Source organism: Salmonella sp. SJTUF15581 (assembly GCF_043356775.1).
Lineage (GTDB): Bacteria > Pseudomonadota > Gammaproteobacteria > Enterobacterales > Enterobacteriaceae > Salmonella > Salmonella enterica.
In genome coordinates this window covers 26431-53339 of sequence record NZ_JBEUJY010000015.1, presented here as the reverse complement: position 1 = coordinate 53339, position 26909 = coordinate 26431, and the positions used below count along the sequence as shown (strand labels likewise).

At 53.8% G+C, this 26909-nt stretch carries 27 protein-coding genes, 4 tRNA genes and 1 pseudogene; 8 read left to right on the top strand and 24 right to left on the bottom strand.

Translation table 11 applies throughout. The features are described from left to right. Positions 1–124: 124 nt before the first annotated feature. From yigB to ABVN36_RS20515, 5 genes are read right to left on the bottom strand one after another with little or no spacing between them, the layout of a single operon-like run. Positions 125–841: a 5-amino-6-(5-phospho-D-ribitylamino)uracil phosphatase YigB gene (gene yigB / locus ABVN36_RS20535; protein WP_001213560.1), complete on the bottom strand. Its 717-nt coding sequence runs from the start codon at positions 839–841 to the stop codon at positions 125–127. Beyond that, a complete protein-coding gene (gene xerC / locus ABVN36_RS20530; RefSeq protein ID WP_000132874.1) occupies positions 841–1743 on the bottom strand; it encodes a tyrosine recombinase XerC in 903 nt (300 codons plus the stop codon). Before xerC ends, yigB begins: the two co-directional genes overlap by 1 nt. After that, positions 1740–2447, bottom strand: coding sequence for a DUF484 domain-containing protein (locus tag ABVN36_RS20525; protein ID WP_000812763.1), 708 nt, complete (start codon positions 2445–2447; stop codon positions 1740–1742). Before ABVN36_RS20525 ends, xerC begins: the two co-directional genes overlap by 4 nt. Next, complete coding sequence (gene dapF / locus ABVN36_RS20520; protein WP_001160671.1) at positions 2444–3268, bottom strand: diaminopimelate epimerase; 825 nt, start codon at positions 3266–3268, stop codon at positions 2444–2446. Before dapF ends, ABVN36_RS20525 begins: the two co-directional genes overlap by 4 nt. Before the next feature lie 36 nt (positions 3269–3304). Next, entirely contained in the window at positions 3305–3508 is a 204-nt protein-coding gene (locus ABVN36_RS20515) for a lipoprotein (RefSeq protein WP_000799903.1), read from the bottom strand. A 185-nt stretch (positions 3509–3693) separates the two neighbouring features. Here ABVN36_RS20515 and ABVN36_RS20510 point away from each other — a divergent pair, with 185 nt between their 5' ends. The 4 genes and pseudogenes from ABVN36_RS20510 to cyaY all read left to right on the top strand — a co-directional run bounded on the left by ABVN36_RS20510 (position 3694) and on the right by cyaY (position 4981). Then, positions 3694–3945 (top strand): hypothetical protein, encoded by a 252-nt coding sequence (locus ABVN36_RS20510; protein WP_024146526.1) that lies wholly within the window; start codon positions 3694–3696, stop codon positions 3943–3945. Continuing rightward, a pseudogene (locus tag ABVN36_RS20505) lies at positions 3915–4214 on the top strand (hypothetical protein); the annotation flags it as partial. The gene ABVN36_RS20510 and the pseudogene ABVN36_RS20505, both read left to right, overlap by 31 nt. Then, positions 4202–4591, top strand: a complete 390-nt coding sequence (locus ABVN36_RS20500; RefSeq protein WP_001125561.1) for a DUF3021 family protein — start codon at positions 4202–4204, stop codon at positions 4589–4591. The pseudogene ABVN36_RS20505 and the gene ABVN36_RS20500, both read left to right, overlap by 13 nt. A gap of 69 nt (positions 4592–4660) precedes the next feature. Further along, positions 4661–4981, top strand: a complete 321-nt coding sequence (gene cyaY / locus ABVN36_RS20495; RefSeq protein ID WP_000999925.1) for an iron donor protein CyaY — start codon at positions 4661–4663, stop codon at positions 4979–4981. A gap of 70 nt (positions 4982–5051) precedes the next feature. On the opposite strand, the gene ABVN36_RS20490 is transcribed toward cyaY, so the two are convergent. From ABVN36_RS20490 to cyaA, 4 genes are all read right to left on the bottom strand, one after another. Continuing rightward, on the bottom strand, positions 5052–5414 hold the full coding sequence (locus tag ABVN36_RS20490; RefSeq protein ID WP_010989084.1) for a hypothetical protein: 363 nt from the start codon (positions 5412–5414) through the stop codon (positions 5052–5054). A gap of 11 nt (positions 5415–5425) precedes the next feature. Then, complete coding sequence (locus tag ABVN36_RS20485) at positions 5426–5968, bottom strand: STM3941 family protein (RefSeq protein WP_001747560.1); 543 nt, start codon at positions 5966–5968, stop codon at positions 5426–5428. Between the two features lie 186 nt (positions 5969–6154). Then, on the bottom strand, positions 6155–6511 hold the full coding sequence (locus ABVN36_RS20480; RefSeq protein WP_000752580.1) for a hypothetical protein: 357 nt from the start codon (positions 6509–6511) through the stop codon (positions 6155–6157). Between the two features lie 107 nt (positions 6512–6618). Continuing rightward, positions 6619–9165 carry a class I adenylate cyclase gene (gene cyaA, locus ABVN36_RS20475; RefSeq protein ID WP_000281718.1) on the bottom strand — a complete coding sequence of 849 codons (2547 nt, stop codon included), beginning with the start codon at positions 9163–9165 and terminating at the stop codon, positions 6619–6621. A gap of 376 nt (positions 9166–9541) precedes the next feature. Here cyaA and hemC point away from each other — a divergent pair, with 376 nt between their 5' ends. From hemC to hemY, 4 genes are read left to right on the top strand one after another with little or no spacing between them, the layout of a single operon-like run. Beyond that, complete coding sequence (gene hemC / locus ABVN36_RS20470) at positions 9542–10483, top strand: hydroxymethylbilane synthase (protein ID WP_001521319.1); 942 nt, start codon at positions 9542–9544, stop codon at positions 10481–10483. Next, entirely contained in the window at positions 10480–11220 is a 741-nt protein-coding gene (gene hemD / locus ABVN36_RS20465) for a uroporphyrinogen-III synthase (protein ID WP_000025490.1), read from the top strand. The genes hemC and hemD overlap by 4 nt, the downstream gene beginning before the upstream one ends. Positions 11221–11241: 21 nt before the next feature. Continuing rightward, positions 11242–12411 (top strand): uroporphyrinogen-III C-methyltransferase, encoded by a 1170-nt coding sequence (hemX, locus tag ABVN36_RS20460; RefSeq protein ID WP_112324609.1) that lies wholly within the window; start codon positions 11242–11244, stop codon positions 12409–12411. A 2-nt stretch (positions 12412–12413) separates the two neighbouring features. Then, positions 12414–13610 carry a protoheme IX biogenesis protein HemY gene (hemY, locus tag ABVN36_RS20455; protein ID WP_001546072.1) on the top strand — a complete coding sequence of 399 codons (1197 nt, stop codon included), beginning with the start codon at positions 12414–12416 and terminating at the stop codon, positions 13608–13610. Between the two features lie 580 nt (positions 13611–14190). On the opposite strand, the gene ABVN36_RS20450 is transcribed toward hemY, so the two are convergent. The 15 genes from ABVN36_RS20450 to wecB all read right to left on the bottom strand — a co-directional run bounded on the left by ABVN36_RS20450 (position 14191) and on the right by wecB (position 26898). Further along, positions 14191–14267, bottom strand: a tRNA-Pro gene (locus tag ABVN36_RS20450). A gap of 42 nt (positions 14268–14309) precedes the next feature. Then, a tRNA-Leu gene (locus ABVN36_RS20445) sits at positions 14310–14396 on the bottom strand. Positions 14397–14416: 20 nt separating this feature from the next. Then, positions 14417–14492, bottom strand: a tRNA-His gene (locus ABVN36_RS20440). Between the two features lie 54 nt (positions 14493–14546). Further along, positions 14547–14623: transfer RNA gene (locus tag ABVN36_RS20435), tRNA-Arg, on the bottom strand. 102 nt (positions 14624–14725) lie between these two features. Beyond that, the gene (locus ABVN36_RS20430) at positions 14726–16111 is read right to left on the bottom strand and encodes an amino acid permease (RefSeq protein ID WP_000818378.1); all 1386 of its coding nucleotides are present in this window, start codon (positions 16109–16111) and stop codon (positions 14726–14728) included. Between the two features lie 206 nt (positions 16112–16317). Further along, positions 16318–17058 carry a lipopolysaccharide N-acetylmannosaminouronosyltransferase gene (wecG, locus tag ABVN36_RS20425; RefSeq protein WP_000183617.1) on the bottom strand — a complete coding sequence of 247 codons (741 nt, stop codon included), beginning with the start codon at positions 17056–17058 and terminating at the stop codon, positions 16318–16320. After that, positions 17055–18413, bottom strand: a complete 1359-nt coding sequence (gene wzyE / locus ABVN36_RS20420) for an ECA oligosaccharide polymerase (protein WP_000055611.1) — start codon at positions 18411–18413, stop codon at positions 17055–17057. The genes wecG and wzyE overlap by 4 nt, the downstream gene beginning before the upstream one ends. Continuing rightward, complete coding sequence (locus tag ABVN36_RS20415; protein ID WP_023137854.1) at positions 18410–19489, bottom strand: TDP-N-acetylfucosamine:lipid II N-acetylfucosaminyltransferase; 1080 nt, start codon at positions 19487–19489, stop codon at positions 18410–18412. The genes wzyE and ABVN36_RS20415 overlap by 4 nt, the downstream gene beginning before the upstream one ends. After that, positions 19486–20736 carry a lipid III flippase WzxE gene (gene wzxE, locus ABVN36_RS20410; protein WP_023137855.1) on the bottom strand — a complete coding sequence of 417 codons (1251 nt, stop codon included), beginning with the start codon at positions 20734–20736 and terminating at the stop codon, positions 19486–19488. Before wzxE ends, ABVN36_RS20415 begins: the two co-directional genes overlap by 4 nt. Position 20737: 1 nt before the next feature. Further along, the gene (gene rffA / locus ABVN36_RS20405; RefSeq protein WP_000612080.1) at positions 20738–21868 is read right to left on the bottom strand and encodes a dTDP-4-amino-4,6-dideoxygalactose transaminase; all 1131 of its coding nucleotides are present in this window, start codon (positions 21866–21868) and stop codon (positions 20738–20740) included. 4 nt (positions 21869–21872) lie between these two features. Continuing rightward, the gene (gene rffC / locus ABVN36_RS20400) at positions 21873–22550 is read right to left on the bottom strand and encodes a dTDP-4-amino-4,6-dideoxy-D-galactose acyltransferase (RefSeq protein WP_001145156.1); all 678 of its coding nucleotides are present in this window, start codon (positions 22548–22550) and stop codon (positions 21873–21875) included. Next, positions 22528–23409 (bottom strand): glucose-1-phosphate thymidylyltransferase RfbA, encoded by an 882-nt coding sequence (rfbA, locus tag ABVN36_RS20395; RefSeq protein WP_000676077.1) that lies wholly within the window; start codon positions 23407–23409, stop codon positions 22528–22530. The genes rffC and rfbA overlap by 23 nt, the downstream gene beginning before the upstream one ends. A gap of 32 nt (positions 23410–23441) precedes the next feature. Then, positions 23442–24509, bottom strand: coding sequence for a dTDP-glucose 4,6-dehydratase (gene rffG, locus ABVN36_RS20390; protein WP_000822154.1), 1068 nt, complete (start codon positions 24507–24509; stop codon positions 23442–23444). Then, entirely contained in the window at positions 24509–25771 is a 1263-nt protein-coding gene (wecC, locus tag ABVN36_RS20385; protein ID WP_023137856.1) for a UDP-N-acetyl-D-mannosamine dehydrogenase, read from the bottom strand. The genes rffG and wecC overlap by 1 nt, the downstream gene beginning before the upstream one ends. Then, on the bottom strand, positions 25768–26898 hold the full coding sequence (gene wecB, locus ABVN36_RS20380) for a non-hydrolyzing UDP-N-acetylglucosamine 2-epimerase (protein WP_000866685.1): 1131 nt from the start codon (positions 26896–26898) through the stop codon (positions 25768–25770). Before wecB ends, wecC begins: the two co-directional genes overlap by 4 nt. Between the last annotated feature and the right edge of the window lie 11 nt (positions 26899–26909).

The following is a 26909-nucleotide window of genomic DNA, read 5'->3' as shown; positions in this document are numbered from 1 at the left end:
GCGTAAAAACATGAAAACTAAAAACGCCCGGGGCGCTTCGCTTACCGGGGCTACTTATCGTAGGGCGGATAAGCATAGCGCCATCCGCCAGAATAACTGGGAATTTATACAGAACTACTGGTGATTATATCAGCGAGGTGAGAGATGCCAACCGCGAAATTTCGATATGCGGCAGTAAACGGCTGTCCTGCGTCCGCATCAGGTCGGCATTTTCAGGTTTAATCCAGCAGGCCTGCATCCCACAGCGAATAGCGCCAGCCACATCGGTAGTCAGATCGTCGCCGACATGCAGGATCTCGCCGATCGGCACATGCAGTTTTTCCGCCGCCAGGAAATACATGTCGCTAAACGGCTTGGAACGTCCATCCGGGCCGGCGCGCAGTACAAACTTAAAGTAATCGCCGAGGCCAAACAGTTCTGGCTGGGCATTGCCGTTAGTGATCGCCACCAGCGGCCATTTTTTCGCAAGCTGCTGTAACGTCTCATGGGTAGCCTGCGGAACCTCAATCTGGCTGCGCCATTTGGCAAAATGCATCATCGCCGCATTCGCGCCGGCAATGGCCTCCTGCGCCGATAATCCCGCATCCCGCATGGCCTGCTCTATCGCGCGATGGCGCCAGCGGGTAACGTCATGATAGATTTCCGGCTCCGCTTCACGCACCGCCTGCCGTATCCGCTGTAAATCGACGTTTTGAAACGAACGTAGCGACGGGTGATAATTTTGCATAAAAGCGAGCGCTTCCTGCTCAGTACGCAAAATCACCGGACGGTTATCATAAAGGGTATCATCCAGGTCAAAGGTGAGCGCGGCAATACGCCCCAAAGGCCGGTAAAAACGCATTATTTCCCCCGTTTAGCGCGCGGATGCGCCGCGTCGTACACTGAAGCAAGGTGTTGAAAATCAAGATGAGTATAAATTTGGGTGGTGGAAAGGTTGGCATGACCCAGCAGCTCTTGCACGCCGCGCAGATCGCCGCTCGATTCCAGCATATGGGTCGCGAACGAATGGCGCAGCTTATGTGGATGCACGTGGCTGTTTAGCCCCTGCTTTATGCCCCATTCGGCGAACCGTTTTTGGACATTGCGCGCGGAGATACGCTTGCCGAGCTTCGACAGGAATAACGCCTCTTCGTCGCTGGCGAACAGGCCGCGCAGATCCAGCCAGTGCTCAATCCACGTCACCGCGTTACGGCCAATCGGCAGGCGTCGCTCTTTGCTGCCTTTACCCATTACCCACACTTCGCCGGTATCAAGATCGAGGTGCTTTATATCCAGGCCAACCAGTTCGGATAAACGCAGTCCCGCGCCGTACATGACCTCCAGCATCGCCCGGTCACGTACGGCGAGCGGATCGTTAAGATCGATGTCCAGCAGGCGGTTAACGTCGTCGACATCAATATTTTTCGGCAGATGACGCGGCGCTTTCGGTGCGGAGACGCCCTTCGCCGGGTTAGCTTTCAATTCGCCCTGACTGACTAACCAGTCAAAAAAGCTTCGCAATGCCGAGAGACGTAGCGCCAGACTGGCAGGGCCAAGCCCTTTGCGCCGACTGCGCACCGCAAAACTGCGCACAATCGCAGCGTCACATTGTTGCCAGCTTTTCAGCCCGGTTTCTCCGGCTAAAGCGATAATGGCATCAAGCTGACGCTGGTAGTTCAGCAGGGTAATAGGGCTAAGCTGGCGCTCCACGCCTAAATAGCGCAGGAACCGCGAGACGTCCTGAGAAAGCGCGACATCCGTCATACGCGTTTAATCCAGCGTTCCAGCAGTTCCGGCAGCATCAGCGCGATCTCCTGTAAAAGCTGCGTCCCCTGTCCCGGCTGATAGTGGTGCGGGTCACGGCTGCTGAAGAGAATCACCCCGAGGTCGCCATCGCTGCCCATCATCGACATGGCTACCGAGCCTACAGCCTTCGCCTCCGGCAAGACCACCAGCAGTTCCGGGCCGTTTAGCGGGCCAAGATAATGCTGCGACTGTCCCAGTCGTTGAATACGCAGCGGCTCGAAGGCCTGACGGTTTAAAGCCAGATGCGTATAGCGCGATGGCGCGCCAAGACGCCACCGATCCGGGAACAAACGCAGCGTCGCGCCGGCAAGACCCAAATCGCGCGCCCAGCGGTGAAACCGCACCAGCATCTCATCCAGACTATCCGCGGCGACCAGACGGCTTTGCAGATGCAGCAAGCGATAAAACAGGCTTTCATTGGCATGAGCCTGTTCCATCAGCAGCGTCATATTTTCTTCAAGCACATTGATGTGATTACGCGCGCGGGCCATATGCCACTCAACGAGCGAAACCGTTCCCCGCACGGGATGTGGAACACGCATCGCTTCCACGGCATGGGCGTTACGGATAAAAAACTCAGGGTGATGGCGCAGGTAATCGACGACCGCTCGATCGTCCAGTTCCGTGAGCGTTTCCTGTAGTTCTTCCTCTGGTTGCTTCATAAATGGATAAATCCGTCGTAGATATGTGCCGCCGGACCAGTCATGTATAACGGATGACCCGGACCTTTCCAGGCGATATCCAGCCGACCGCCCGGTAATTCCACGCGTACTTCTTCAGCCAGCAGCCCCTGCTGAATCCCCACGGCAACGGCAGCGCACGCGCCGCTGCCGCACGCGCGGGTCTCCCCTGCGCCGCGTTCATAGACTCGCAGCCGGATATGCTCACGTCTTACAACCTGCATAAAACCAATGTTGGCGCGTTCCGGAAAACGCTCATGGCTTTCCAGAACCGGCCCCAGTGTTTCAACGGCCGCCGTGTCGACGTTATCAACCTGAATGACACAGTGCGGATTACCCATTGAAACCACGCCGCACAATATGGTCTGTTCCGCCGCTCGCATAATATACGTCTTTTCCGCTTTGTTGGCGCGAAAAGGCACCTGCGCGGGTTCAAAGTTTGGTTCCCCCATATTCACCCGCACCAGTTCATCTTCCGTGACGCTCAGTACCATCCGGCCATTCGCGGTACTGACCCGAATGTCGCGTTTATTGGTTAGCCCTTTCAGGCGAACAAATCGCGCGAAACAGCGCGCGCCATTGCCGCACTGCGAGACTTCACTGCCGTCGGCGTTGAAGATGCGGTAATGAAAGTCCAACTCAGGATCATAGGGCGGCTCAACCACCAGCAGCTGATCAAACCCTACGCCCAGGTGTCTGTCGGATAGCCGACGAATCAGTTCCGGCGAAAAAAAGACATTCTGCGTTACCGCGTCGACGACCATAAAATCGTTGCCAAGGCCATGCATTTTAGAGAATTGCATCATTCACTCCGTTCACGCGGGGACAGAAAACTATCCTCAGTAATTGACCTGGGACGGGCCATCTCCCGTTGCGCGATCGTTCTTATCGGGCATCGTGGACTGCGTTTGCGAATCGACTTTTTTCGTCGGCGGCGGCGCATTTTTATCGGCTGGCGGGAAATAAAGCGGCCCTTTCAAACCGCAGCCCGTCAGGCTGAACAGAGTCAGAAGTACAGCGAGTGTCTTAAACACGTTTTTCATTATGGATTGCCTGTAAGTTCATGCTTTCTATTTTCTATCATCGCAGGAGAAGGCGTAAAAGCAAGCGTTTAGGGGCTCTTTATAAAATCTGAAAAGCGGCGCGTTGCCATGATTATTGCGCATTTACATCAGGAAACATGCTTTGCTAATCACTTCAGGTTTACGTACCACGCCCGGATGACCTTATGCAATATCGTAATTTGTTTTGCCTTTTTTCGCTTTCACTTCTGCTGTCTCCCGCCTGGGGATGTCGGCTGAGTGAACCTCCGCACAATGTTTATCAACGGCAAGGCAGCGGCGTGGTTTATCTCCAGCCAGAAGAGGAGAACAATCTTTTGTTGCCGGAGGTGAATTTCAAACGCCTGCGTCGGTTACCCAATTCATTGATTAACCCGGCAACTCAGGGCTGGAACTGGATAGCACAGCCCCCTTCCTGAACCGGGAAATTAACGCCGGAAAAGAGCACGGCTACTTTATGCATAATAGCCAGCAGGCTCAGGATATTCAGGTCCTTAGCATCAATGGGCCGCTAAAAGTCACCGAACGTTTTGCGTATGATAACCGCTACGTTTATACGTGGATTGGCAGCCAGCTTTACCGAACAGCATCCCCCTGCCCGGATAAGACGCTCAATTTGAATCAGAATATGTACTCCGACAATAAAGACATCATCATCATAACGCGGGCGCAGGAATGCCAAAAATGACGCCGCTAAACCGTTTTGCGCGTTTGAATAAACATTTGAAAAACGCCCTTCGGGGCGTGGGGATCGGTTCATGCATTTACGTCATTATTGAAAGCATTATGCACGGCACGATAAACGGTGTTGAAGCTGCCGGAGTCCTGACGATAAGCGCGGTACTCGGTCTGCTTAGCGCTCTTTTGGATATCAAAGCAAAGCCGCGCGCCCCCTTAATCCTGTTGCATTTTCTCCTCTGCGGCGGCTGCGTCGCACTGATGGTGGCAATGCTGTCGGCTCTGAACCATTTCCCGGTTAACGCGTCCGTCATACTTATCACCGGTGCGCTATTTATCGTCATTTACCTACCGCTGAGTTTTATCCTTTACCGCTCACAACGGTAATTCGTATCGGTTCCAGAAGCTGACGCTTCCCCTTATACTGGCGATATCACTCAATAGCGGGATAAAACAATGAACGACAGTGAATTTCATCGCCTGGCTGACGCCCTGTGGCTCACCATTGAAGAACGCCTCGATAACTGGGACGGCGACAGCGATATCGACTGCGAAATCAACGGCGGCGTGCTGACACTCAGCTTTGAGAACGGCAGTAAGATCATTATTAACCGTCAGGAGCCGTTGCACCAGGTGTGGCTGGCGACCAAACAGGGCGGCTATCATTTCGATCTGAAAGGCGACGAGTGGGTTTGCGATCGCAGCGGCGAAACCTTCTGGGATCTGCTGGAGCAGGCGGCAACGCAGCAGGCGGGTGAAAAGGTGAGTTTTCGCTAAGTTTTAATTCCGCAGGAGAGCCAGAAGAATAGCGCTTTCCTGCGTATATTTAACGAGATATGCGGTCGTATTACCAACCCCGAAATGTGAAATACAGCCAGGTTGCCAGAAACAGCGCGGGCCATACACTCAACCAACCAACCCAAAAACCGTAGCGTTGCCAAAAGGTTAGGTTAAATAGTGGCTTCTGCTCGGTAAAAAGTTGACGTAACGCTGGTGACCAACGTTTTTCCTTGATTTCATTGCTGCAATGATTGCATATCGCTAAACCAAACTTATCTCTTTTTCTCGCTTGAGACAGACCACATGTACGGGTCCTTTTTTGGCGAATAATCAACCATACATCCTGATTATTACAATAAGGGCATGTTTCATGTGTGGGTAGGGTTGCCAGAGGCAGCACATCAATATGGTGAGTAATAACAAAAAACATATATCTCTACCCTATTGTTCCAGGTTTCTGGCAACAGCCATTTTAAAAATATCCTGTAACTCATCTGAATCATAATCGAGATCGTTTAGAGAGATATTCATCACGCGATTACTTCCATGCTTATTTAATAATGACAGAAAATTATTACGCATTTTCTCATTAGTAATTCGCTGACAATAAAGCTCAACATCTTTGACAAAAACGGCCAGCACAGGCGTATTATCGCTAACACGCTCACCAACATAGTCGATTTCATGCCAGTAAACTATTGGTAGCCTGGTTGTGTGTAATGTTACTCCCTCCTGGTTCAACGTTAGCTGTGGCTTTCCTGAAAAGGCGGAGTACCAGTAAGCACTTGCGCCTGCTATCATGAGGAGTATTAAAAAAACACACACCATCTTTAGCATAATACTATAATTTAGAAAGAGGCTCATCATAAGAGCTATAGCTACCACTGAATAAAACAGAGCTAATTTTATTTGTCGTTTCTTATTCACGTAAATAAGAATAGGGTTGTTTATTGACATATAATATCCTTTTATAAAAACATCCATAAGAAACCATTAAAGAGCTTTTGTTTCTAATATGGTTTTTCAAAACATATTTACGAAAACAATGAAAGACGCGATAGCGTTTTGAACGGTCTGGATATTACTACATAAATTGTATAAGAAAAAAATATTGTCTAAACCTTGTTCCGCTCAATGAGCATTCTTCGAATGTAGGCTGGATAAGGCGTGTTAGCGCCGCCATCCGGCACAGTATCGTTCTAAAGCCATAATCATATTGATAAGAATAATGGCCGCACATGTGAGCATTAACGCGGTAAAGAACAAAAAGGCGATACCGTACAATTCCCATCCCAAGTCATAGAGAAAATGGTAATTGTCGCAGGAGATGATCACATCCTCCAGACCGGGACATACTTTTCCCCATCGCCCCCAGTAAGACGCATCCCAGAGTTGAAAACTGGCCATGCTGGCGCATAGCGAGAGCAGGCACCCAGCGGATATAAAACAGAATAACTTATTTATAAGAATGAAGCCGAGGCTGACCATCGCCATGACTATCCCTAACAAAATGAACGCATCTGCCACCTCAAACCTCCTCCTGTAAACCAAATGCGGAGGTCACGGTAACGAAGTTGGGTGAAGTTAATGTGAAGCGGTGAACGCCGGCCGGGCAGCTTTGCCCGGCGCAGCACTTACGAAAAATACTGCTGCAATAGCGGTGCGTCATGATCCTGGTTTGCTGGCGGCACGGTGTTGATAGGCTGCGTACGGAATGGGATCACCTGCGCGCGGCCATCGGTTTTCACTATCTGGTAGAACTGCGGCAGGTTAAAGTTGATAAAACTGGAGCCATACGTGAAGCGATCGTGCGATGACGAATAGAAGCGACTGACGTCGCGCACCAGTTCTTCCTTGCTACCTTCGCAGTGGTGATACACTTCCGCCCGGTTACTTTCATCCAGAATATAAATATTAAAGCCTTTCTCATCGCCCGTTTCTTCAAAGAAGAACTGGATGATCCCTTCGCTGGCGAAGCCATCCACCACTGACGGCAATTTCACCTGGTTGGTTTCCACCTGTACCGACAGCCCGTGCAGCTTGTTATGCGAAATCGCTCCGTAGAATTCGATAGCGTTCTCCAGCTTCTGCACCGAGACATTCAAGCGTTCGAAGAATAGTCCCCACGTCTGCCCGGAAACCCGCAGCGCCTTGAAGCGACCGGTCTCCTGACGGGTGCTGGAAAGACGTAGCTCGATACATTCGGAGACCAGTTGTTGCACGCGGGTGCGAATCAGACCGCGAAGATGCTGACTGTAACAGAACACCTCCACGCTATCCGGCGGCGCGGCATCCTGGTGCATTTTCCCCAGAATCGTTTTCAGCGCTTCGATCATCGCCTGCTCGCCGTTAAAGTGCAGAGTACGCACTTCGTTCCACGAGTTGCGATATAACAAGTCGATACTGCCTATCAGACAGTTTTGCTCTTCGCCAAAGCTGAAAACGTCCAGCTTACGGAAGTCAAAATGGACCACTTTATTGCGAAACGCCGCCGTCGGGTCATATTCGAGGTTAACGATAATCGCCAGATGGCGAATTTCACAGGGGCTGTAGAGCGCTTTCGGCGTCGGAGCAGGCAAGCGCAGCGGGAAATGGTGCGAAACATCGGCGACCATCTCCTGCAACTTAGGCAGGTCGACAATACCGTTGCCCTTAATAAACAGATGCGTTCGCGACGTCAGCAGGCCGTTGAACCACGCCCACGCGACCAGCTTATTAAGATAACGGTTATATTCCAGCGGCTGATGGCTGATGATGGAATCCATGTTCGGCGCGCGGTTGTAGAGATACCAGCCTGAACGGTTGGCGCGTCCCGGCGGCACATGGATAAAGGTTAAATTCGGCTCGGACAGATCCGGCGATATCTGCGGGTTCACCAGCGTGACTTTACCCGGCAACGCTTCAAACGCCGCGTACAGCTTACGCGTCAGTACGCCGATATCCTGCGGGCTGGCACTCACGCTGAGGTTGTTGCGCCGCGCAAAGCGAATCAGATTACGATAGCTCTGCATCATTGCGTCGAGCAATTCGTTGTGGGCTTCGCGCACCTGATCGATTTTCCAGTTTGCGCGATTATCGAGCATGGTCAGACGCGCGTCGTCCCATCCCCACTCGCTGACTAACTGGCTTAATACTTCCCGACGCCAGCCTACGCAGGCGCGCTCGCGACTTAATTTCTCGCACACTTTCAGGTAAAAGCAGCGGCGGACTAAATCCAGCCGCGTCGGATCTTCAATCGCCGTCAGGTATTCAGTGACCCGTTCCAGCATCATGCAGTAGGGATCGAGTCCAAACGATACGATTTCACCGTCATGCAGACGTTGTTTAATATCTTTCGCCAGCAGACGTGGGTTGGGATATTCCCATGAGTAGGCTTCCAGCAGCAGCGTTTTCAGCACCGCTTTGTACGGCGAGTCAATGCTCTTGTATAGCTGCCACAGGCTGGCGCCAAAGTACTCTTCGGCGGAGAGCGAGCTTAAGCCCCCCAGATCCAGCCATTCGTTTGGCGTTAATACGCCCTGCGCGTAGAGCGTCATGACATAGTCGTCGTAATGCTCTTCTTCGTCGCACGGCACCATACTCCACAGGATACGCTTCCCGGCCAGGCGCACAGCGGTACGATAAAACTCATCAAGCAACAGGATATGCTGCGTAGAACCACAGTCTTCCCCGCCCAGACTGCCGCTTTCGTTATGGCGGAAACGGTTCTCGTCGATCAGGAAGAAGCTCACCTCAACGCCAAGCGAGGCGGCCCAGCTTTCCAGCAGGCTACACTTACGTTGCAGCAACTGACGCTCTTCGCCGTCGAGCCAGGACTGATGGCACACCCAGATATCCAGGTCGGACGAGCAGCTCTGCCCGACCGAGGAGGTGCTGCCCATGGTGTAAACGCCGGTAATCGGCAGCTCGCCCTTCGGCGGGTCCTGCGGCGTCATACCGCGGTACAGCTCAAGTTCGTTCAGATAGTGGCGTTGGGTTTCATCAGGCGTGTAGAAGCAAATACCGCTGGGAACGTTACCATCAAGGTAACCCGGCATCAGTGGATGGTGATAGTGCAATAATGTCGGCAGAAGACTGTAAACCTGCTGAAAAGCGGGTCCCATGGCAGCAAGCGCGCGATCCACACGCAGTTGATTTATGGCATCCAGTCTCTGTTTCAGAGTCTCAATATAGAGGTACAAGACGTATCGCCTGATGTTGCTACCCGTCATGGTGCAGGTCAGTACTTGACCGTCGCCATTCGGGATAAACCGTATGTCAAAAATAACCGTTACCCTTTCTCGTCTGCATATTTTTATCTAATACCGACGAAAAAATGGTCTAAAACGTGATCAATTTAACACCTTGCTCATTGACCGTAAAGAAAGATGCGCTACATACAAGTGTAGCACCGTTCGCTGCGTGTAAATTCTTAAATACGGGCTGGCGGTTTCTCGTCATTATTCACTGTCCTTGACGACACTGCGCCTTATCCTCTCACTCACGGTGACCGGAAAACTAACATACTCTCTATAAGGATGTTAGGATGGTCAATGATTGATAATGACGGTAACAAGCATGTTAGACAATGTTTTAAGAATTGCCACACGCCAAAGTCCCCTTGCGCTTTGGCAGGCACATTATGTCAAAGACGCATTGATGGCAACCCATCCGGGACTGACGGTAGAACTGGTGCCGATGGTCACACGCGGCGACGTGATTCTCGATACTCCCCTGGCGAAAGTTGGCGGTAAGGGACTGTTTGTTAAAGAGCTTGAAATCGCGCTGCTGGAAAAGCGCGCTGATATCGCCGTGCACTCTATGAAAGACGTTCCGGTGGCCTTCCCGGACGGTCTCGGTCTGGTGACCATTTGCGAGCGCGAAGATCCGCGCGACGCGTTTGTCTCGAATAAATATCACAGTCTGGACGATCTGCCCGCGGGTAGTATCGTCGGGACGTCCAGTTTGCGTCGCCAGTGTCAACTGGCGGAACGCCGTCCGGACCTCATTATCCGTTCGTTGCGCGGCAACGTCGGCACACGTCTCGGCAAGCTGGACAACGGCGACTATGACGCCATTATCCTGGCCGTGGCCGGTCTGAAACGCTTAGGTCTGGAGTCGCGCATTCGTACAGCCTTGCCGCCCGACGTTTCGCTTCCTGCCGTAGGCCAGGGCGCCGTCGGGATTGAGTGTCGTCTTGACGACGCGCGAACACAGGCGCTGCTCGCACCGTTGAATCACTCGCAAACCGCGCTACGCGTAACGGCGGAACGCGCTATGAACACCCGCCTGGAAGGCGGGTGTCAGGTGCCGATTGGCAGCTATGCAGAAATCATCAACGGTGAAATTTGGCTACGCGCGCTGGTTGGCGCGCCGGACGGTTCGGTGATGGTGCGCGGCGAACGTCGTGGTTCTCCCGAGCAGGCGGAGCAAATGGGCATCTCGCTTGCAGAGGAACTGCTGGAAAACGGCGCACGCGCGATTCTGACGGAAGTTTATAACGGCGAGACGCCCGCATGAGTATTCTGATCACCCGCCCCTCTCCCGCAGGGGAAGCGTTAGTGAGCCGTCTGCGCGCACTGGGGCAGGTGGCCTGGAGTTTTCCACTGATTGAATTTGTCGCTGGTCGGGAGCTACCCACCCTGGCCGACCGCCTGGCGACGCTCGCGGAAAACGATCTGGTTTTTGCCCTTTCACAGCACGCTGTCGCCTTTGCTCACGCCCAGCTCCAGCGGGATGGCCGAAACTGGCCTGCGTCGCCGCGCTATTTCGCGATTGGCCGCACCACGGCGCTCGCCCTTCATACCGTTAGCGGGTTCGATATTCGTTATCCATTGGATCGGGAAATCAGCGAAGCCTTGCTACAATTACCTGAATTACAAAATATTGCGGGCAAACGCGCGCTGATTTTGCGTGGCAATGGCGGCCGCGAACTGCTGGGCGAAACCCTGACAGCTCGCGGAGCCGAAGTCAGTTTTTGTGAATGTTATCAACGATGTGCGAAACATTACGATGGCGCGGAAGAAGCGATGCGCTGGCATACTCGCGGCGTAACAACGCTTGTTGTTACCAGCGGCGAGATGTTGCAACGGCTCTGGTCGCTGACTCCCGAGTGGTATCGTGAGCACTGGTTACTACGCTGTCGGCTATTGGTCGTCAGTGAACGTCTGGCGCACCTCGCCCGGGAGCTGGGCTGGCAAGATATTAAGGTCGCTGATAACGCCGACAACGATGCGCTGTTGCGCGCATTACAATAACTCTCATAATGGGATGCCATAATGACGGAACAAGAAAAATCCTCCGCCGTGGTTGATGAGACCAGGGAGAGCGTGGAAACCACGCCACAGCCAGTTAATACCGAGAAAAAAAGTAAGAACGGCGCCGCGCTGGTATTAAGCGCGGTGGCGATTGCGATTGCCCTGGCGGCAGGTATTGGGCTTTATGGCTGGGGGAAACAGCAAGCAACCGCGCAAACGGAAACCAGCGATGCGCTGGCGACGCAATTGACCGCCTTGCAAAAGGCGCAGGAGAGCCAAAAAGCGGAGCTGGAAGGGATTATCAAAAAACAAGCGGCGCAGTTAGATGACGCGAATCGCCAACAGGCGGCGCTGGCGAAACAGCTTGATGAAGTACAACAAAAAGTCGCCACCATTTCCGGCAGCGATGCTAAAACCTGGCTGCTGGCGCAGGCTGATTTCCTGGTGAAACTCGCCGGACGTAAGCTGTGGAGCGATCAGGACGTCACTACCGCCGCTGCGCTGCTCAAAAGCGCTGACGCCAGTCTGGCGGACATGAACGACCCCAGCCTGATTACCGCACGACGCGCGATTACTGACGATATCGCCAGCCTGTCATCCGTTGCGCAGATCGACTACGACGGCATTATTCTCAAGCTCAATCAGCTCTCTTACCAAATCGATAACTTGCGTCTGGCGGATAACGATACTGATGGTTCGCCGATGGATTCAGACAGCAGCGAGCTGTCCAGCTCGTTAAGCGAATGGCACGTTAACCTGCAAAAAAGCTGGCAGAACTTTATGGACAGCTTTATTACCATTCGCCGCCGCGATGATACCGCCGTACCGCTGTTGGCGCCCAACCAGGACGTCTATTTACGCGAAAATATTCGCTCCCGCCTGTTAGTCGCCGCGCAGGCCGTGCCACGCCATCAGGAAGAAACATACCGTCAGGCGCTGGATAACGTTTCGACCTGGGTTCGCGCTTATTACGATACTGACGACGCCGCGACAAAAGCCTTTCTGGAGGAGGTCGATAAATTAAGCCAGCAAAATATTACGATGGATCTGCCAGAAACCCTGGGAAGCCAGGCGATTCTTGAAAAACTGATGCAAACCCGCGTGCGTAATCTGCTGGCGCAACCGACAGTCTCTACGGCAGCGCCTGCCACGCAGACAGACGCTCCGGCAGCCGCGCCGCAAGGAGAATAATGATGCTAAAAGTATTATTGCTCTTTGTGTTGTTGCTTGCGGGTATCGTGGTCGGCCCGATGATAGCCGGTCACCAGGGCTATGTGTTAATCCAGACCGATAACTACAACATTGAAACCAGCGTCACCGGACTGGCGATCATTCTCATCGTCGCTATGGTGGTGCTATTCGCCATTGAGTGGTTACTACGCCGTCTGTTTCGTACCGGCGCGCACACCCGCGGTTGGTTTGCTGGCCGTAAACGCCGTCGCGCCCGCAAGCAGACCGAACAGGCGCTGCTGAAGCTGGCGGAGGGCGACTATCAGCAGGTTGAAAAGCTGATGTCAAAAAATGCCGACCATGCTGAACAACCGGTGGTAAATTATCTGCTGGCGGCAGAAGCGGCGCAGCAGCGCGGCGATGAAGCACGCGCTAATCAGCACCTTGAACGTGCGGCAGAGCTGGCGGGGAACGACACCATCCCGGTCGAGATCACGCGCGTGCGCTTACAGCTGGCGCGCAATGAAAATCACGCAGCGCGTCACGGCGTGGACAAACTGCTGGAGGTCACGCCGCGTCACCCGGAAGTTCTGCGTCTGGCGGAGCAGGCCTATATTCGCACCAGCGCATGGAGTTCTTTACTGGATATCATCCCATCCATGGCGAAAGCGCACGTCGGCGATGAAGCGCATCGCGCCATGCTCGAACAACAGGCGTGGATAGGACTCATGGATCAGGCGCGCGCCGAGCAGGGCAGCGAAGGATTACGCACCTGGTGGAAAAACCAAAGCCGTAAAACCCGCCATCAGGTGGCGCTGCAGGTCGCGATGGCCGAGCATCTGATCGAATGTGACGATCATGATATGGCGCAGCAGATTATCATCGACGGTCTGAAACGCCAGTATGACGATCGGCTGGTGCTGCCCATTCCTCGCCTCAGAACCAATAATCCGGAACAACTGGAGAAAGTGCTGCGCCAGCAAATCAAGACGGTAGGCGATCGCCCGCTGTTATGGAGCACGCTCGGCCAGTCGCTAATGAAACACGGTGAATGGCAGGAGGCGACCCTGGCTTTCCGCGCCGCGCTAAAACAACGCCCGGACGCGTATGATTATGCCTGGCTTGCCGATGCGCTTGATCGACTGCATCAACCGGAAGAGGCCGCCGCCATGCGGCGCGATGGCCTGATGCTGACATTACAGAACAATCCCCCGCAGTAATTCCCTCTTGCCCGGTGGCGCTTCGCTTACCGGGCCTACCGCCTACACAAAATCATTCGGGATGCATAAAAAAACGCCTGCCCGGTTAAGGGGCAGGCGTCAAAACAGGTCTGTATGACAACATAAAGGGGTGCTTCACTCAACGTTGTGTCCAGGGTGTTTGATGAGGCGTAAGCGACATCTGTCAGTGGACGATAAGCACCGTAAACGGCTCTGCATCATTCCTGAGTTTATGAGGCCAGAAGGCGAACATAAGAGATGGAATGAGCATCTACCCGTACATTATTGCACATAACGTGCCATCTTTGCACCGCTAAAATACAGGCGCAGGCATTAAAAAACGTAGACAATTCACGCGATTGTCATCCCCCCGCCGCTGGCGAGGTTTTAGCGTGTCGCCCGGCGGAGACAGAACAGGATGCTTTTTATAAAGTGATTATAAATCAATAGATTATTCGTCACCGAATAGCGACAAATGAAGACTGGGATATCGCCAATAAACCATAATGGCAACACGTGCGGGATAAGGGGTTGAAAATGAACAGAAAACAAAAAACCCCGCCGAAGCGGGGTTCAAAATTGGTCGGCGAGAGAGGATTCGAACCTCCGACCCACTGGTCCCAAACCAGTTGCGCTACCAAGCTGCGCTACTCGCCGATATACTGCTTTTTTGAATTTTTAGTTCAATTCATTGAGTCGTGGTGCGAGGGGGGGGACTTGAACCCCCACGTCCGTAAGGACACTAACACCTGAAGCTAGCGCGTCTACCAATTCCGCCACCTTCGCGTTTCACAACTCTATATTAATGGGGTGGCTAATGGGATTCGAACCCACGACAACTGGAATCACAATCCAGGGCTCTACCAACTGAGCTATAGCCACCACTGAAACTTTTTACGCGGTATTAAACCACCGCAGCTCAAGCACCTAAATAAATGGTACGCCCGACAGGATTCGAACCTGAGACCTCTGCCTCCGGAGGGCAGCGCTCTATCCAGCTGAGCTACGGGCGCTTAGCGCCGTTGCGGGGGTGGATAATACGGACTTCACACCCCGCTGTCCAGTGCCTTTTTAAATAAAATGCGCGTTTGGTTATGCTTTGCGCATTTTGGCGCTTATTCCCCCACCTTGTGGGCGGTTCCGTGACGATTCAGGCCGAAAACTTTGTAGACCAGCGTGACGGCCAGCAGGAAGATGACGCCGACAAACAGCGACATGCGCGTATCTTCATTAAAGTACATGCCGATTAAAACGCAAACCAGAAACGCCATCGTCAAATAGTTCGCCCACGGAAACATAATGGAACGAAAAGGATGATCCGCAATCGCTTCTTTATGCGCCCGACGAAAGCGCAGTTGGCTAATCAGAATGACAAACCACGGCACCATCCCCGGCAGTACGCTGGCGCTATAAACGTAAACAAAGACGCGCTGCGGATTGGGGATGATGTAGTTCAGGCAAGAGCCTACCAGCAAAATCAAAATAGAGAGCGCCACGCCCGCGACCGGCACGCCGTGGCGAGAGACTTTCGCGACTGCCGCCGGCAGTTGACGGTTTTTCGCCAGCGCGTAAAGCATACGCCCACAGCTATACATTCCGCTGTTACAGCCGGAGAGCGCCGCCGTCAGCACGACAAAGTTGATAATGCCCGCCGCGGCGGTGATGCCGATTTTCGCGAAGGTGAGCACAAAGGGGCTGCCGTTGCTGCCAATCTCATTCCACGGGAAAATGGTGACGATCACGAAAATCGCGCCAACATAAAAAATCAGGATACGCCACAGCACCTTACCCACCGCGCTACGCAACGTCACCTGCGGATTCTTCGCTTCACCGGCGGTAATACCGATCAACTCAACCCCCTGATAAGAGGCCACCACGATACATAATGCGGTCAGAAAGCCTTTCCAGCCGCCAGCAAAAAAGCCGCCATGCTCGGTCAGATTACCAAAGCCAATCGCCTGGCCGCCGTTACCAAAACCGAAGAAAATCACCCCCAGACCGATGATGATCATCACAATAATCGTGGTGACTTTGATCATCGCAAACCAGAATTCGATTTCACCATACAGGCGCACCGCAGCCAGATTCGCCAACGCGACCAGTCCGACGGCAATCAGCGCCGGTATCCACTGCGCCATCTCCGGAAACCAGAACTGGACGTAGACCCCAATGGCGGTAATTTCCGAGATCCCGACCGCCATCCACATAAACCAGTATGACCAGGCGGTAAGATAGCCAAAAAAAGGACTCATATACCGGTGGGCGTACACGGCAAAGGAGCCGGTAACAGGTTCCAGAAAGAGCATCTCCCCCATCGAACGCATGATGAAAAAGACGAACAATCCGGCGATGATATACGCCAGCAGCACTGACGGGCCCGCCCATTTCAGCGTACTGGCGGCGCCCATAAAGAGTCCGACGCCGATGGTGCCCCCGAGGGCAATCAATTCAATATGACGAGCTTCCAGCCCACGCTGTAGCTCCGGTTTTTTCTCTGCCATAAATCCTCATGTCGTGTTTGCAACGGTTCCGGTAGTACCGGTTATTGTTATGGGTACATCGATTGTTGCGAATATTTTCTTAAATTTGGACAAATGGCAAATGGAGCATTAAAAAAATGCACTTATTGTGTAAGAAATCATCGATTATGTTGTAAATGAGCAGCGCCATAAGCACAATCCGCTGCTCAAGTCATCAGAAGGGAGAATTAGAGATCGCCAGTATAGTGCCAGCGAAGGTAGCGCAGCAGACGCATCTGGCGGGTAATACGCTTCGGTTGAGAAAGCAGACGATACAACCACTCCAGCCCCAGGTTCTGCCATATTTTTGGGGCGCGTTTGACGTGACCGGTAAACACATCATAGGTCCCGCCCACCCCCATATATAACGCATGGGGATGCACTTCCCGACAATCGCGCATGAGTAATTCCTGTTTTGGCGATCCCATCGCGACGGTGACAATTTTCGCGCCGCTGGCATGGATACGCGCAAATAGCGCCTGACGCTGCTCCGGCGTAAAGTAACCGTCCTGGCTACCCACAATATTGACGTTCCACTGCGTCCGCAGTTTTGCTTCCGTCTGCGCCAGCACCTCAGGCTTGCCGCCGACAAGAAATACCGGTGTGCCTTCTTTCCCCGCGCGCGCCATTAACGCTTCCCAAAGGTCAGCGCCAGCCACACGAGAAACCTGCGCCTGCGGAAATTTTTTACGTATTGAACGCACCACGCTGATACCATCGGCATATTTAAATTCCGCCGCCGCTATCAACGCGCGGACTTCCGGATTATCTTCCGCCGTCAGCAGCTTTTCGGCGTTGATCGCCACCAACGTGCCTTGCTTCAGTTGACCATCGGCAAACAGATAATTCAGCGCATGTGACATGTCGCGCCAGCCAATCAGAGGTAATCCACGCAGCGAGTAAAGGGGCGCAGCGGCATTGTTGGTCATAGTTTTCCTTCCACCTGTGCCTGAGGGAGCGAAGTTGTACGTTTATGAATCAGTCCGGCGCTATCAAATAACCAGAACAGAAGCTTAGCGACCAGCAGGCTGGCGCCAAAAACCACCAGGAAGAAAACCACGCGCGAGACAAACGAATCCAGCCCTTCTCGCGCCAGCACAATCATATTAAAGATGGCGCCAAAGCAGAAACTGTGCAGAATCGCCGCCTTATAGCGATTGGGCTCCCGGTTACCCAGTTCATACAGCCAGTCGAACCATTTGATAATCAACCCGACAACGATCGCGCCGAGCGGAATAAACAGCGCCCCGCCCATGACCACCAGCGATCCGATAAGCGTTGGCGATATCGCCAGGCCAGAATGGTTGTTCAGGACTTCCCAGGTGAAGTAATTCGCAGAATTCAGCACGATGCTGGGTCGTCCCGGCCATAACCAGGTGGGAATAAAGACGTAGAAATCACGCACGATAGGGGCCAGCCCCTGAAAATCGATATTGTGGTAATTTTGCAACAGCAGCGCCAGATTCTCCCACGGCGAAAAGGTATCGCGCGTCAGATAAAGAAACGTATAGAACGCCTCATCACCGCTCACATTTAATCCGTAGCGTTTGAGCGCCAGCCAGAACATACCGACAATCCCCAGCACGCCCGCCGCCACCAGCATCCACAGGCTGATCCAGCCCCGAATAATGCCGATAAACAGGAAGATAGCAAACGCAATAATGATGTTAGCGCGCGTGCCGCCGACAATCATGTAAGTCAACAGACCAAACGCGACGGTGCTCACCAGAAAGAACAGCCACGCTTTGCTGTCCTGGCGCAGGAAATAGACCACCAGCATCGCCGGAATGAAGAAATAGAAGAACCGTTTTAACGCCACGCCGGAGACTTCGCTGGAAAAGATCTGGCTGTAGGAGTGCAGCCGGAACAGCAAAAAGCCGTTATGCATAAAGAAAATCGCCACGCTCACCAGCGCGATGCCCATCAGGATCACCCAGGTAAGGTGGGTTTCCACCCGGTTCATGGTAAATAGCGGCTTGCGTGGTACATCCACAACGCGTTTGCGTAAACGCGTTTTATAGGTCACGTAATACACGCCGTAGAAACAGGCGGCGGATAATAGAGCCTGCAATAAGATTTCCGGCGGCGCGACGCCAACGTCGAAACGAAATACCAGCACGCTGGTTAGCGGAAAACCAAAAAAGAAGGTCAACAAAAACAGCAACGAAAAGAAAACGTTGAAGTTAAAACGCACGCGGCGGAATTCAAACCAGGTCAGCGTGGCGATAAACAGCGTAGAGAGCAGCCAGACCACCAGCAGCCCGCTGAATTGCATTAAACTCATTCGGCTTCTCCTGCGGCGATTCTCAACGCATTATGCCACGGTTGCAGGTAGTTGGGGCTAAAGAAGGTGATGCCGCTTTTATCTACCGATGCGAGCTGACGCTGCGCCTCGCGCACGACCTGCTCATTAAGATCGTCCGTGGTAAACAGGACGGGCAGATGCTGTTCCGCCATATCCTGCCAGAAAGGATTGTCGCGACTCAACACGCACGGGATATCGGCCTGAATTAGCAGACACAACGTCCCGATCCCCTGTTGGCGGGCAAAAATAAAATAACCGAGGTCGCACTGGCGCAACAGCGCAAGATAGGCATCAAATTCCATTTTTTCGCTAAGAATTTGTAGATTTTCGGCGCTAAATAGCGCCAGGCCGGCCTGACGAACCTCATCAATATAGGCCTGGTTATTGGCCGGATAGCCCATCGGCACCACCACGTTTACCGTGTCGCCAAACTGCTGATACACCGCCCGTAACGCCGCAATATGTTGGTTACTACGATCGCCGGAGTTCCCTACCAAAATGGTCAATTTCCCCGCACGTTGGCGCTCTTTTGCCATAGCATTCAGGGAAGGATCCATGCGCGTCGGGAAATAGAGCAACTCGCCGCGTACGTCCGGATGCTGACGCGCAAAATAGCTGAGATCGCCGCGCGTCGCGAATACGCACCCTACTCGCCCCTGCGCGATACGACGAAGCGGGTAGAAAAGGCGGAATTTCAGCCCGTGGGACACTTCGTAGAGATCCGCGCCCCAGATATGCCAGTAAAACTGAGCTGGCTTAATACCGCCGCTTAACAGCGCCAGCCACAGGCTGGTGTTGAACTGACCGTGAAAGAAGAATCTCTGTCGACGATTTGCTTTCGCTTTGGCGATGACCGCCTGCGCCAGCGCTTTCTTACTGCCATAAAAACGAAGCGAGAGCGCCGGGCAGCTTTCCGTGAAGCCGTTATCTTCGCCAGCAACCATAAATTCGCGCGCGTGCTCGCTTGTGGCGGCCAGCGTATCATTGAAAAACCGCAGCACGGTGTGGTTATGGTGAGGGATATCCGATCCCAGGACGTGAATCAGTACAGTCATGCTCGCCTACGCCAGAGTAAAAATACGCCGCAACAAAGTGAAAAATAGACAATATAGGTGGCCATATAAGCCTGTGCCGCACCCAGCGCGCCGTGAGCGGGAATCAGCCAGTGAGCGAACGCCGTTAACAGAATGAACTGGCTAATTTCGGCCAGAATGTAAAATCGCAACGACGCTTTGGCAATCACCAGATAACCGAAAACATAGGCGCCGACTTTCAGCACGTCGCCCACTAACTGCCAGGCGAACAGATCGCGCATCGCGGTGAATTTGGCGGAAAAAAGCAGCCAGATAGCAAAATCGCGCAGTAGCCAGACGGTAAAACTCGCCGCCGCAACCGCCGGTAAAACAAATTTCAGCGCTTTTACCACTTCACGCGTAATGTCCTGTTTTTCCGTCAGGCGTGAGAGCGTGGGTAACAGGTAAACGCTGAAGGAGGCGGTGATAAATTGCAGATAGGCGTCAGAAATACTGCTTACGCCCTGCCAGATCCCGACATCGCTCCAGCTATAGTGCGCGGCCAGTTGGTTTCGCATCATCACATAGGCGACCGGCATCGTAACGGAGGTAATCAGCGCCATCAGGGTAAATTTACTGAGCTGCCCTGCCAGACCGTTGTTCCAGGAGGGCTTGAGATAGCGTAGCGGGACGGTGCCGCGCTTAATCAGTATTATACCGGCTGGCACTACCACCAGCGCCGGCACCAGCGCCAGGCCAAGCAGAGCGCCTTCATAGCCGCCGACACGGTAGCAGAGATACCAGGCGGCGACGCCCAAAAAGCTGCCGACAATTAACGATAAGGCATTACCCGACGCGTCACGAAAGCCCTTCATTAGCGCCAGCAGCAGGTTCGCCCAGGCGATCCCCATTTGTACCAGCGCAACCAGACGCACCAACCCTTGATAGTCCGTATGACCGAACAGTCCCTGGCTAATCGGCGCCGCCGCCAGCAGGAAGACCAGCGCCAGCAGCGTAGAGAACCCCAATACCATCGCGGAGGAGGTTCCCACCACGGTACGTAACTGCGCCGGGCCATCATGATGTTGTGCGACGAGTTTGGTAACGCCGTTAAATATCCCGGCGCCAGCCAATACGCCCAGCACGGTGATCATCTGGCGGAAGTTACCCGCTTGTCCGACGCCCGACGGACCAAAAGAGACGGCCAGTAGTTTCACCACCAGCAGTCCGGCGCCAATTTTTACCAGCGTACTGACCGCCGTCCACAGGGAGGCTTTAGCAAGCGACATATCAGGAGAAATAATTTAGCAAGGTAGTAATCACCGTTCGTTGATCGACGGGCGCAAGGTTATAAAACAGCGGCAGACGCAGCAAACGTTCGCTCTCTTTTGTGGTGTAGACATCGTCCCCGATAAACTCGCCGAATTTATCGCCCGCCGGACAATCATGCAGCGGAATGTAATGGAATACCGCCATGATTTCCGCCTCTTTCAGGAAATTAATCAGCGCGCTGCGATCGGCGATATCCCGCAGTTTGATGTAAAACATGTGGGCATTATGCCCGCAGTTTTCCGGAATAGAAGGCAGCTCGATACGCCCGGCGCGCGCCAGCGGCGTTAACGCATCGTAGTAAGTCTGCCACAGCGACAGACGCTGTTGATTGATACGATCGGCGGCCTCCAGTTGCGCCCACAGATAGGCAGCCTGCAGATCGGACATCAAATAACTGGAGCCGATATCCCGCCAGGTGTATTTGTCCACCTGACCACGGAAGAACTGGCTACGGTTGGTGCCTTTTTCGCGGATGATCTCCGCGCGTTCAATCAGCGTACGATCGTTGATCAGCGTCGCGCCGCCTTCGCCGCCAGCGGTGTAATTTTTGGTTTCATGGAAGCTAAAACAGCCGATGTGACCGATCGTCCCTAACGCGCGCCCTTTGTACGTGGACATCACACCCTGGGCGGCATCCTCGACAACGAACAGATTATACTTATCCGCCAGCGCCATGATGACATCCATTTCACAAGCGACGCCAGCGTAGTGTACCGGCACGATAGCGCGGGTTTTATCAGTAATCGCCGCCTCAATCAGCGTTTCGTCAATATTCATCGTATCCGGACGAATATCGACAAACACAATTTTCGCGCCGCGCAGGACAAAAGCGTTAGCGGTGGAGACAAACGTAAAGCTCGGCATGATCACTTCATCGCCGGGCTGAATATCCAACAACAGGGCCGCCATCTCCAGCGATGCGGTACAGGAAGGCGTCAGCAACACCTTCGCGCTGCCGAAATGTTGCTCCAGCCACTGCTGGCAACGACGCGTAAAGCCGCCGTCGCCGCACAGTTTGCCGCTGCTCATTGCAGACTGCATGTATTCGAGTTCGGTTCCCACCACCGGCGGCGCATTAAAAGGAATCATGTTGTCACCTGTATAACCAGTACGCAGTGCTTTCGATGTTGGCACCGCTTTGTATGTAACGTTTAAGCGCGGCGGTGTTGCCCAACTGGGTCGCCACCCGCAATGTTGCTTTGCCGCGACTCTGCGCCCAACAGATCGCCGCCTGCATAAGTTCCGCTCCCGCGCCGCGTCCGGCCAACAGACCGATGCGCGCGTCGGTATCATTCAATTCCCGCAGCGAGACGTAACCGCGGATAGCGCCTGTCTCCGTGCGAAGCACCAGGCATTGGTGATCAAACGTGCCGCGTACCGCATTCTCAATCCACTGGGCGTAAAAACGGGCGCTGGCGTCGGGCGCATACCACGGCGCGCGAAAACGACTCTGCGTAAACGCCTCTCCGGCCAACTGACGCAAAGCAGGAATGTCCGTAAGGTGTGCAATTTCCGCGCCATGCTGGTCGCGATGCCCTTTTACCGGCAACGCAAAATCCACCTCGCCTTCAACCAAAGAGAATCCCAGCGATTGCAACGCCGACAGCCAGGCGATGTTTTCAGCCGGCACTTTTACCTGCACGCGTTGCCACGCCTGCAGCGCTTCTGGCGTTAATTCGGGCGCTGAGGCATCGATACGCACAATGCCGCTATTCACGCCAAAGAACGTATTTTCCCAGAGTAACGGTTCAATACTGGCGCGGACGGGCACGGAGCAACTCCAGTAAATATTGGCCATAGCCGGTTTTTTCAAGCTGACTGGCGGCGCGTTTCAAACCATCATCATCCAGCCAGCCGTTGCGCCAGGCAATCTCCTCCAGACAGGCAATTTTGAAGCCCTGGCGCTTTTCCACCGTCTGCACAAAAGTGCTCGCCTCAATCAGACTGTCGTGGGTGCCCGTATCCAACCAGGCGAAGCCGCGGCCCAGCAGTTCAACGGTCAGCTTACCTTCCTCCAGATACATCTGGTTGATAGAAGTGATCTCCAGCTCGCCACGCCCGGACGGTTTCACGCGCTTCGCATACTCGACGACCTTGCTGTCATAGAAATAGAGGCCGGTGACCGCCCAGTTAGATTTAGGCTGTTTCGGCTTTTCTTCCAGCGAGAGCGCGCGAAAATCATCGTCAAACTCCACGACGCCAAAGCGTTCCGGGTCCATGACCTGATAGCCAAATACCGTAGCGCCTTCGGTACGCGCCGCGACCTGACGGAGTTTGGGGCTAAAGCCCTGACCAAAAAAGATATTGTCGCCCAATACCAGGCATGAGGGTTCACCGTTGAGGAACGTTTCGCCAATGATAAAGGCCTGCGCCAGCCCGTCCGGACTGGGCTGCTCGGCATAATGTAAATCGATACCGAATGCTGCGCCGTCGCCCAACAAACGCTGAAAGTCGCGTTTATCCTCCGGCGTGGTGATGATCAAGATCTCACGAATGCCCGCCAGCATTAGCACCGATAACGGATAGTAAATCATCGGTTTGTCGTAGACGGGCAGAAGCTGCTTTGATACGCCGCGCGTAATGGGATGCAACCGGGTACCGGAACCTCCCGCCAGAATGATGCCTTTCATTCGTTTCTCCTCCAGGAGTAAGAACCTGCCGTTTAGCGTTTCAGACCTAAGCGTTCGCCCTGATAACTGCCATCCTGCACGGGTTTCCACCAGGCCTCATTGGCGAGATACCATTGAACGGTTTTTCGCATCCCACTTTCGAAGGTTTCCTGCGGCGTCCAGCCCAGCTCGCGGGCGATTTTCGACGCGTCGATGGCATAACGTAAGTCATGGCCGGGTCGATCGTCGACGAAGGTAATCAGATCGTGATAATTCGCTACACCCTGCGGTTTTTGCGGGGCCAGTTCTTCCAGCAGAGCGCAGATCGTCCTGACCACATCCAGATTTTTACGTTCGTTATGACCGCCGATATTATACGTTTCGCCCACCGCGCCGTTCGTCACCACGTGATACAACGCACGGGCATGATCTTCCACATACAGCCAGTCGCGAATTTGCTGACCGTTGCCATAGACCGGCAATGGTTTACCCGCCAGCGCATTCAGAATCATCAGTGGGATCAGTTTTTCCGGGAAATGGTAGGGCCCGTAGTTATTAGAGCAGTTGGTGACAAGCGTAGGCAGACCGTAGGTACGTAACCAGGCGCGTACCAGATGGTCGCTGCTGGCTTTGGAGGCGGAATAAGGACTGCTTGGCGCATATGGCGTGGTTTCGGTGAAGAAATCGTCTGCAGTATGCAGATCGCCATACACTTCATCGGTGGAGATATGGTGGAAGCGGAACGCCGCTTTAGCGTCCGCGTCAAGCGCGGACCAGTAAGCGCGAGCGGCTTCCAGCAAGGTGTAAGTACCAACGATATTCGTTTCAATAAACGCCGCCGGGCCGTCGATGGAACGGTCTACATGGCTTTCCGCCGCCAGGTGCATCACGCTATTGGGCTGATACTGCTGGAAGACTCGCTCCAGTGATGCCCGATCGCAGATATCCACCTTCTCAAAGGCGAAACGGTCGCTTTGCGTCACCGATGCCAGAGACATCAGGTTGCCCGCATAGGTGAGTTTATCCACCACCACCACCGCGTCTGCCGTTTCATGGATGATATGCCGCACCACCGCAGATCCGATAAAGCCTGCGCCGCCGGTCACCAGAATGCGTTTCATCAGCGCCAGACTCCTTTGGTATCAACCGCATAACGTTGATGAACCGCATCGCCGGGAATCGCTTTAAATTCGTCGTGATCGACCAGCATCACCAGCACATCGGCGGCGGTCAGCGCCGCGTCCAGTTTCGCCAGCGTGCAAAGTCCGTCCAATTTTTTTGGCAACTGACGGATATTCGGTTCGACGACCAGGGTTTCGCCGCTGTGCCAGCGGGCGATACTTTGGGCGATCCCCATCGCCGGGCTTTCGCGCAGATCGTCGATATTCGGCTTAAAGGCCAGCCCAAAACAGGCGATTTTCACTTCGCTGGCGCGTTTATCGGTGGCCGCCAGGCAATCTGCGACCGCGGCTTTTACCTGATCGACTACCCAGTGCGGTTTGCCGTCGTTCACTTCACGCGCGGTGCGAATCAGTCTCGCCTGCTGCGGATTTTGCGCCACAATAAACCACGGATCGACCGCAATGCAGTGCCCGCCAACGCCTGGGCCCGGCTGCAAAATATTGACGCGCGGATGGCGGTTCGCCAGACGGATCAATTCCCAGACGTTAATCCCCTGTTCGGCGCAAATCAGCGACAATTCATTCGCAAAGGCGATATTCACATCACGGAAGCTATTTTCCGTCAGCTTGCACATCTCTGCGGTGCGCGAGTTGGTGACAACGCATTCGCCCTCAAGGAAAATTTTGTACAGCGCGCTGGCGCGAGCCGAACATACTGGCGTCATACCGCCAATCACGCGGTCATTTTTAATGAGTTCCACCATCACCTGACCCGGCAGCACACGCTCCGGACAATAGGCGATATTCACGTCGGCCTGCTCGCCCGCCTGCTGGGGAAAGGTCAGATCCGGGCGCATCCCGGCCAGCCAGCCAGCCATTTGCTCCGTTGCGCCGACCGGCGATGTTGATTCCAGAATCACCAGTGCCCCTTTTTTTAATACCGGCGCAATGGATTTTGCCGCGGCTTCCACATAGGCCATGTCAGGGTCGTGCTCGCCTTTGAATGGCGTCGGCACGGCAATCAGGTACGCATCGGCCTCGACAGGTGTCGTCGTCGCACGCAGAAAGCCGCCTTCCACCGCCATCTTCACCACATTGCCCAACGCCGGCTCCACGATGTGAATTTCACCGCGATTTATGGTGTCTACCGCATGTTGGTTGATATCCACGCCGATAACCTGCTTCTGGCGGGAAGCAAAAGCGGCCGCAGTCGGTAATCCGATATACCCCAGCCCAATAACAGAAATGGTCGTAAAACTCATAACGATACCCGATAACTTTTTAACGCCTGTAAAATGCGCGCGCATGATTGCCCGTCACCATAAGGATTATGGGCGCGGCTCATGGTTTGATATTCATTTTCGTCGTGCAGCAGACGCATAACTTCCGCCACAATGCGCCGGGAGTCCGTGCCGATCAGTCTTACCGTACCAGCGGTAATGGCTTCCGGACGCTCTGTGGTTTCACGCATGACCAATACCGGCTTACCTAATGACGGCGCTTCTTCCTGAATACCGCCGGAATCGGTCAGAATGAGCCAGGCGTGATTCATCAGCCAGACAAAAGGTAAGTAGTCCTGCGGCTCAATCAGTACCACGTTTTCAACATGGCCGAGGATACGGTTGACAGGTTCGCTGACGTTGGGATTGAGATGCACCGGATAGACAATTTGCACATTCTGGTTCGCGGCGGCGATTTCCGCCAGCGCCTGGCAGATATGCTCAAAGCCCTGACCAAAGCTTTCACGCCGATGACCGGTCACCAAAATCATCTTCTTATTCGCGTTGAGGAAAGGATACTGCTCGGCCAGTTCAGCCTGTAATGTATCGCTCGTCAGAACGCGATCGCGTACCCAGATCAGCGCGTCGATAACGGTATTGCCAGTGACAAAAATGCGCTCATCCGGAATGTTCTCCCGCAACAGATTCTGCCGCGAGTTTTCCGTCGGCGCAAAGTGGTACATCGCCAGATGTCCGGTCAGCGTGCGGTTTGCCTCTTCCGGCCAGGGGGAATAGAGATCGCCGGTTCGCAACCCGGCTTCTACGTGCCCTACCGGAATTCGTTGATAGAAAGCCGCCAGGCTGGTAGCAATCGTAGTGGTGGTATCGCCATGAACCAGCACCACATCAGGTTTAAAATCTGCCAGGATCGGCTTTAATCCCTCCAGAATTCGGCAGGTAATTTCCGTCAACCCCTGTCCCGGCTGCATAATGTTGAGATCGTAATCAGGCACAATAGAAAAAAGAGTTAATACCTGATCAAGCATCTCCCGATGCTGCGCAGTAACGCATACTTTGGCCTCGAAATGAGGATCTTTTTCCAGCGCATGGACCAGAGGCGCCATCTTAATGGCCTCCGGTCGTGTACCAAATACAGTCAGTACTTTCACATCGATTCTCT